Source organism: Paraburkholderia tuberum STM678, assembly GCF_902833905.1.
Taxonomy (GTDB): Bacteria; Pseudomonadota; Gammaproteobacteria; order Burkholderiales; family Burkholderiaceae; genus Paraburkholderia; species Paraburkholderia tuberum.
This window is the reverse complement of sequence record NZ_CADFGP010000133.1, coordinates 1-6640: the sequence shown is the minus strand read 5'-3', so window position 1 is coordinate 6640 and position 6640 is coordinate 1. Positions and strand designations below refer to the sequence as shown.

Below are 6640 nucleotides of genomic sequence, written 5' to 3'. Positions count from 1 at the left end.
CGCCCTGTCAACCGATACACCTGCTTTGCACTTCGTCCCATGCAACACCTCCTCGATCAAAGGTGTTGCAACGACCGGTTGAATCCGCCCTGTCTTCTTCCACGGTTGAGCAGCATCTGAGCACGGTTACCTGTTCGAGATCGGCGCGTACCGTGAGCGTGCGCCGCACGTGCGTGTGTGGAATCGAGTAGTCGTTCAGATCGAAGCGTATGTAGGGCGTCTTGCCGACTTTGACGGCGAGCGTTTCCTCGACGGGATACGGATTCTCCGGTAGTGCGAGCAGCATCGGCTTCTCCTGCGCCAACGCCTGGCGCACACTGATCGCGCGATCTTCCGGGCACGGGCGATCGGCCGCTTGTGTGCGGCACCAGTGCTCGGCTTGCGCATTCAGATCGTGCAGATCGGCGAACTGCCGTGCCGCAAAGAAGGCATCGCGAACATGGCGAATCGCACGCTCAACGCGCCCCTTCTCATTGATATGGGCCCGGGCCCATATATGGCAGAGATTTTTTTGGTTGGCGGTCGCGGCAACCAGCGCATCGCCATGTCGTCGGACCTGGTCCGCGACCGGTAATCAAAAAAATGTTTGTGCGAAACCGCTCCACAGGCGGTGGCCGCTATGGGCATTGAATGGCCGCCGCGGTAATTTGTGATGTCTTGCAGGGGCGATCACACACGGACTTCCGGCGAGAGTGGGAAGCATCACGTGTAAAGGAAGCGGGAATGTGCGCGTGAACCGGTAAATCACCCGCCATTTTGGAGTACGCTGGTGCGCCAGCAGATCGAAGGCACGAGTGCAGCCGCGTTGGCCTCGTCAGGAAAGGCGAACGTGTACGGAAACAGATGCGGTGGCAACTAGCGCGCATGGGTGGGACCTGGCGGGGCTCGTGGAAGGCTGCCGGGCATGTCTTGGATGTGGAGCATGTGTCCCTTGCCACATACGGGGCAGTCGCGCAGTGACTTGCCGGTGAGTCGCTGGTAGCGGTCACGGTAGTCTTCCCCGGGCTCGGCTGCGGCAGCGGCGGGAGCCTCGACACCGAGCAGCTGCCTGCAGGTGGCGAGCCTGGCGGCACGGTGGCAGTTGGCGAGCCACCCGTAGCTGTTCGTCCAGCTTCGTCAGTCCGTTCCACTGCTCGCGAAACGTATCGATCAGCACGGCAGGCAGGCGCTCCGCGATCCGTTCGAGCACGACCGGTATCTCTTTGTTCAGCTTGTTCCGGCCCTTGCTCATGATCTCTCCATATTCCATCAGCAGTCCACGCAGGTTGTTGATCTGCATCGTGCGAAATTTGATCAGCTGCTGCCGCATACGGTGTAGCGCCAGCATCGCCTGCTGTATCTCGGTCTTCACCGCGACGGCCTTGCCGGGTTGCTGCACAGCCATCCAGATTGCACGGGCGTCTGCCGCATCGTTCTTGTTGCGGATGTTGAACGCCTTCACAAACTTCGCCGGCATCAGCTTTACCATGTGACCCATGTTCGTAAGTTGCCGGGCCCAGTGGTGCGATCCGCCGCACGCCTCCATGCCGATCAGGCACGGAGCCCGGTTCGCGAAGTACTCGAGAAACTTTGCCCGCTTGATCGGCTTGTTCACGATTTCTCCGGTTTCCTGATCGACGTAGTGGACCTGAAACACCGACTTTGCAATGTCAATCCCAACTGGCGTAAGCTTCACGACGGATCCTCCGGTTTGCCTGGAAACTTCGTATTTTCCACGTAGGCACATCGGCCTGTGAGGATCCAGCTTCCTTTGCGCTCATATACTCGGGTGGGACGCGTTCATTTCATTTCCTGCTCCATGTGCTGCCCGGTGGCTTCCATCGTATCCGTCACTACGGACTGCTCGCCAACCCGGTGCGCCGCGCCAGTCTCGCGAAGGTCCGCGAACTGCTGCACGTCGCGACCGACGTCAACACATCAGCTCACGAAACCGTCATCGAAACGCGCCCCGCCTTCATCTGCCGGCACTGCGGCGCGCCGATGATCGTCATCGATATCCTTGCGCGCACTGCACCGATCCGCGCACCACCCACGCGCCGGGGCGAGATATGAGCGTCACTGTTCCAGGACGAACAACCCGACCCTCGGCTTTGCGGCAACGCGGCCCACGAGCAGACCCTTGCGTCTGTCGCTTCGCACAGGCCCTTGCAGGTCCGTTCCGCCATCACGATGGCGCCACTGCACCGCTTCGGCACAACCTCAGCCCTCAGCCGGCCTCCCGCCTGACCACGCATCCCGCAACACCGCTCGCCATCCCGGGCAATCAATCGCCATAGCCCCGAAGACTCCATTGCATCAGAGCACTCCGCGGTTTCCTCCCTTCAGGTTTATTCAACGCCTGCCCGCACGCGCCGGCGCGCACCCCGAGTCCACGGACATGGGCAGGCATCGAACAAACCTCAAGATAAGCCGACAAGACTGTTTCCGCGCGAGAGGCGCTGGGTAGCCACGGCTTGCCACACTCTGTCGGGAAACAGGCCCGCCGGCGACCGAGTCCTGAGTAGTCGGACCACGCGCAGCCGCCCCATGAGGATTACGCCTCGCGACGAGGGGCCGGTCCCACCCTGCGCTCCGCGGCAGGTGAAACGCCCGTCTGCTTTTTCATCCAATGGGCGATCACGGAGTGCGCTCGCGGATCGTCATACAGGGAGCTGTGCATGAGGCCTCGAAACCCTCGGGGCGTGCTCTCGGGGTCCAGTTGGACCGTCATCCACACGCCGGGAGGCGTTGTCTCGGCGGAAACGATCCAGAGGAAATGACGCAGGGCAAGCGACGACCCGAACGACATCGCGAAGACGGAAAGCAAAAGCAGTACCGGGCCGGCCAAGAGCATCGAAAGCCACCATAACGGCGCCAACACGGCGATCGCGAGTACCTTGCGCCAAGCGAACAGAAGGTTAAGAACGAAAGACGCGACGAGGACAGCGGTTGCTTGGTTTCTGGTGACCCAGGGCGGATCGATCGGCAGCAGGCTAAGCACGCAAAGAACGATGCCAAGCACGAAGAGACACATGACGCTTAGACCGTGGACGCGCCGCAGCCACGAGTAGCGGGTCTGACGTGCCCTGTCGGCCTCGTCCTGTTCCAGTGCACGCATCCACAGCGGCGCACCCACTGACGTGAGCGCCCAGAATCTCGCCACTAACGATGAGGCAAGGGTCGCCGCGCCCAGGGCGGCGGATGCCTCATCGGCAGCGGCCCGCAAGATGAGCATGCGATGCGGATCCATTTCTGGGAGCACCCAGCGCGGTTTGTCGTTATCCGTCAAGGTAGCCGCGGCCTTGATGAAGATATAGATCGTAGGGATGGCCGTCACGACTACGCATGCCATGAGTAAGGAGCTCCCCACCCGGTGGCGCAGCATGAGGAAGAGCAGATTCGCGAAGAGCAGGACGATTCCGGCGGCGGCGCTCACGATGCGCGCCGCACCGAGATGTCGAGGCCATGCCTGCAGAAACGGGGTAGACAGGCAGACAATCCCCGCGACAGGCTTAGACAGCCTGCCGTTCGCTGCCGCAAGCAGGGCGACATTCCCGCCGTGGCTATGCGCCACGACGAACTGACGACTGTCCGGCTCTGCGCGGCCGATGGCTTCGAGGTGGTCGCCCAAGCGCTTTGCGGCGTCGTCGCGGGCCTCAAACGAATTGCGGCCCGACCAATCGAACGGCGCGATCCGAACCGCCCCGCCCAGATGCGCCGTCAGATATTGGCTGAGCGGCGAATCGGGCTGGGCCCAGGCCGCCTGCCTGGCAAAAGTGCCGTGGACAGTCGTGATGACGGTCGTCATCGTCTCGCTCCCCCATTCGTGCACCGGTCGACATCACCGCCTTACAGCTCGCCCCGGTCACCAACACAGCACTCCACGCCGGTCATGGAAAGCCCGCCGCAAGAACGTTCGCATCGAAGGTCCGGTGCAAAGACGCGGACGCCTCAATTGAAAGGGATCGCGTGCGCAGGTGGTTCCGATGATTCTCGCGCCCAAGCCTGCTGCGCGCTAGCCCCCGACGACGAGTAGCCGTGACGGGCAGCTTTCGGAAGCCGCGGACGGCGGCTATGGGGATACCAGTCATTCCCCTCTGACGGCCCGACCGGCGGCAACGGGTCGTTCCCAGCCTGATTGCGCCACGCTCATCGCGGCGTCGGTAGCCAAATGCGTTCACGACCCAGATTCCTCACTCGCGATCGAAGCTGAGGCGATGTGAAGAATTTACGGAAATGGCCGGCGACTGGCATCGTCACTTGTGTTGCTATAAGGCAGCGGACCGCAGCTTGACATCACCGACAACGGTCTGAAGATCGTCAACGTCGGCGTGACGCCCTGGAGCGGAACGACGCCGACGCAATTGGAGAGCCTGCGCTGGATCGTCGAGAACCCCGCCATCGGCGTCGACGCGGTGCGCCTGTTCCAGCTGCCTGACAGCGATTCAGGCGGTGGGCGGGGTGGCCTCGACCGACAGCTACGCGACCGCGAAGGCCAACATGCGGGACAACGTCAAGACGCTGGTTGGGATCTTCGGCGGCATCGCCGGCTTGCTGCTCGCCGGTACGCCATTCACCGGCTACGGCAGCCTCGACCCCGCGTCGGCCACCTTCCGCTGGTCGATTGCGACCGTCGGACTGGTCGCCGCGGTGGTGCTGGTCGGGAGTTCGATCGTGCTGCTGCTGCACCTGCTGCAGCCCGATCTTGTCTACCAGAGCGTGCTGCGCCGGCAGGCTGAGCTGGCACCCTACGACCCCGCCGACCGCGAAGAGATCGAGGCGTTGCGTCGGGAATTCGAGCGCCAGCGGGGCAATCTGCTGCCGGAGGAGGGCATGGAGTGGCTCGACGACCTCGAGACGGAGACCGATGAGGCCCATGACCGGTGGGTGGGGGTGGTCAACCTGGCCGGCGCGGCCGGCGCGCCGGCCGATCTGAAGATCCAGATCGATGCCCGCCGCCAGATCTACGAAGGCCTCTACGACAACCTCGGGGCAGTTAACAACTGGGCGGCATACACCCGCCTGCGCTATCGGATCATCAAGGGCTGCAACCTAGCCTTCGTGCTGGGCTTCGCGGCGCTGGTCGCGATCGGCATGTTCTCCATGGCCGTCGGACAGAAGAAGGAGGACAGGAAAGACGCCCCGGTGGCGCAAATCTTCGTCGTCCAGCCGCCCGCCGCGCTACCGCCGTCGTCGCCAGCGGCGACGCTGCCAGCAGTGAATCCAATCCTGTTCAAGACCCGGCAGGCAGCGCTGTCGACCGAGGGCATGGCGGAACTCGCGAAGGCGCGCGACTACCTGCGCGGCCATCCGGACACCGCCGTGCTGGCCTTCGCCTACACCGACACGCGCGGCGGCGGCGCGGTCAATCGGGCACTGGCGGCCCGGCGCGCACAGGTCGTGCGCAGTGCCCTGATTGCCGAAGGCGGAATCGCCGCTTCGCGCATCTTCGTCGCCGAGCTGCCCGAGACCGACCTTCCGATCTTCACCGGGCGCCCGGTCGACAGCCAGAGCAACCGCAGCGTGCAGCTCGTGCTGCTGGCGCTGCCGCAGCGCGGCCACTGAGGGAATATGTGCGATAGCGCAACAGAGCGCACTGACGTTTCGAGGGAGCATCACCCGGCAACCTCTTGATCCAAATGGCAGAAGGCGCTGCACGTTCCGTTCAGATTTTGTTTCAGTTCCTGCACTTCTTCATCTAACCTTGTGAAGGTCGTTAGGGGATCGAGACATGTTAAACACCAGTCTCAGGTCACAACTGCAGACGTATCTGCGAAACATCCGTAGACCTGTCGAATTGATCGTGTCGCAGGACGGTAGTCAAAAATCGCCCGAGATGCTGACGATGTTGAACGAAATCGCGTCGTTGACAGATCTGGTGACGGTAATCGAGGAGCAGCAAGGCGAGGAACGCAAGCCATCATTTTCAATCGGGCAGGCGGGAGCAAAACCCGGCATTCGGTTTGCCGCCACTCCAACAGGGCCTGAATTTTCGTCCCTTGTCCTTGCAATACTCCAGGTGGGAGGACATCCCGTAATAGCCGACCGTACGACCATTGAACGGATTCGAACGCTAGAACGTGACTACTATTTCGAGACCTTCATTTCACTATCTTGCGGAAGCTGTGTGGACGTTGTGCAAGCGCTGAACATGATGACGGTGATCAATTCACGGATTCACAACATTACGATCGACGGAGGGCTTTTTCAAAGTGAGGTGTCGGCGCGTGATGTTAGCGTCGTGCCGACGATCTACATGAACGGCGAGTTATTCGGCGAGGGGCGCAGCAGCTTTGAGGAACTCGGCGCGAGACTTCACGACATAGAAATGAGCATGAGAGCGGCACTGCGCGCGGCGCGCTAGCCGTAGAACCGACCTGCAGGTTACATCTGTTGCGGGTTTCCCCGCTAATTCGCCCCCCGGGATGCCGTTATCTGTAACGCTGAAAGTCCGCAACGCGTGGACCTCAGCCGACCGCATCGGGCTGTACTCGGCCAGTGGACTAAACCGCTCGCGCGGTAATGGGCTACGGCTTTGGGTAGTGGTAACGGAAGGGAAACCGACTCTGTTTTCATGTTGATCGGCGAGGCAATCCGCCTCGTCATTCAACGGGAGCAGAGCCATGAGTCAGACCCTCCAGCCTATCAGCCCGCGGCGCCA

At 62.1% G+C, this 6640-nt stretch carries 5 protein-coding genes and 3 pseudogenes; 4 read left to right on the top strand and 4 right to left on the bottom strand.

Annotated features, from left to right (window positions below; all coding sequences use genetic code 11):
- Positions 1 to 7: 7 nt before the first annotated feature.
- Positions 8 to 286, bottom strand: a complete 279-nt coding sequence (locus HWY30_RS43270) for a Mu transposase domain-containing protein (protein ID WP_425199439.1) — start codon at positions 284 to 286, stop codon at positions 8 to 10.
- 93 nt (positions 287 to 379) lie between these two features.
- Between HWY30_RS43270 and HWY30_RS40235 the strand changes: the two genes are divergently transcribed.
- Complete coding sequence (locus HWY30_RS40235) at positions 380 to 574, top strand: hypothetical protein (protein WP_143037320.1); 195 nt, start codon at positions 380 to 382, stop codon at positions 572 to 574.
- 281 nt (positions 575 to 855) lie between these two features.
- Here the strand turns inward: HWY30_RS40235 and HWY30_RS43265 are convergent.
- Together HWY30_RS43265 and HWY30_RS40230 are read right to left on the bottom strand one after the other, a co-directional pair.
- Positions 856 to 1101, bottom strand: a pseudogene (locus tag HWY30_RS43265) (IS91 family transposase); the annotation flags it as partial.
- Positions 1097 to 1675, bottom strand: a pseudogene (locus HWY30_RS40230) (IS110 family RNA-guided transposase); the annotation flags it as partial. The pseudogenes HWY30_RS43265 and HWY30_RS40230, both read right to left, overlap by 5 nt.
- A 113-nt stretch (positions 1676 to 1788) precedes the next feature.
- Between HWY30_RS40230 and HWY30_RS40225 the strand changes: the two are divergent.
- A pseudogene (locus HWY30_RS40225) lies at positions 1789 to 2052 on the top strand (transposase); the annotation flags it as partial.
- A 481-nt stretch (positions 2053 to 2533) separates the two neighbouring features.
- Here the strand turns inward: HWY30_RS40225 and HWY30_RS40220 are convergent.
- Complete coding sequence (locus HWY30_RS40220; RefSeq protein WP_090812083.1) at positions 2534 to 3787, bottom strand: esterase/lipase family protein; 1254 nt, start codon at positions 3785 to 3787, stop codon at positions 2534 to 2536.
- A gap of 653 nt (positions 3788 to 4440) precedes the next feature.
- Here HWY30_RS40220 and HWY30_RS40215 point away from each other — a divergent pair.
- Complete coding sequence (locus HWY30_RS40215) at positions 4441 to 5544, top strand: OmpA family protein (protein WP_090812085.1); 1104 nt, start codon at positions 4441 to 4443, stop codon at positions 5542 to 5544.
- Between the two features lie 166 nt (positions 5545 to 5710).
- Complete coding sequence (locus tag HWY30_RS40210; RefSeq protein ID WP_090812087.1) at positions 5711 to 6343, top strand: alkyl hydroperoxide reductase subunit F family protein; 633 nt, start codon at positions 5711 to 5713, stop codon at positions 6341 to 6343.
- Positions 6344 to 6640: the final 297 nt, after the last annotated feature.

Bases quoted from the DNA above. Each gene is read 5' to 3' on its own strand.
- HWY30_RS43270 (WP_425199439.1), bottom strand. From the start codon at position 286: ATGCTGCTCGCACTACCGGAGAATCCGTATCCCGTCGAGGAAACGCTC.
- HWY30_RS40220 (WP_090812083.1), bottom strand. From the start codon at position 3,787: ATGACGACCGTCATCACGACTGTCCACGGCACTTTTGCCAGGCAGGCG.
- HWY30_RS40210 (WP_090812087.1), top strand. From the start codon at position 5,711: ATGTTAAACACCAGTCTCAGGTCACAACTGCAGACGTATCTGCGAAAC.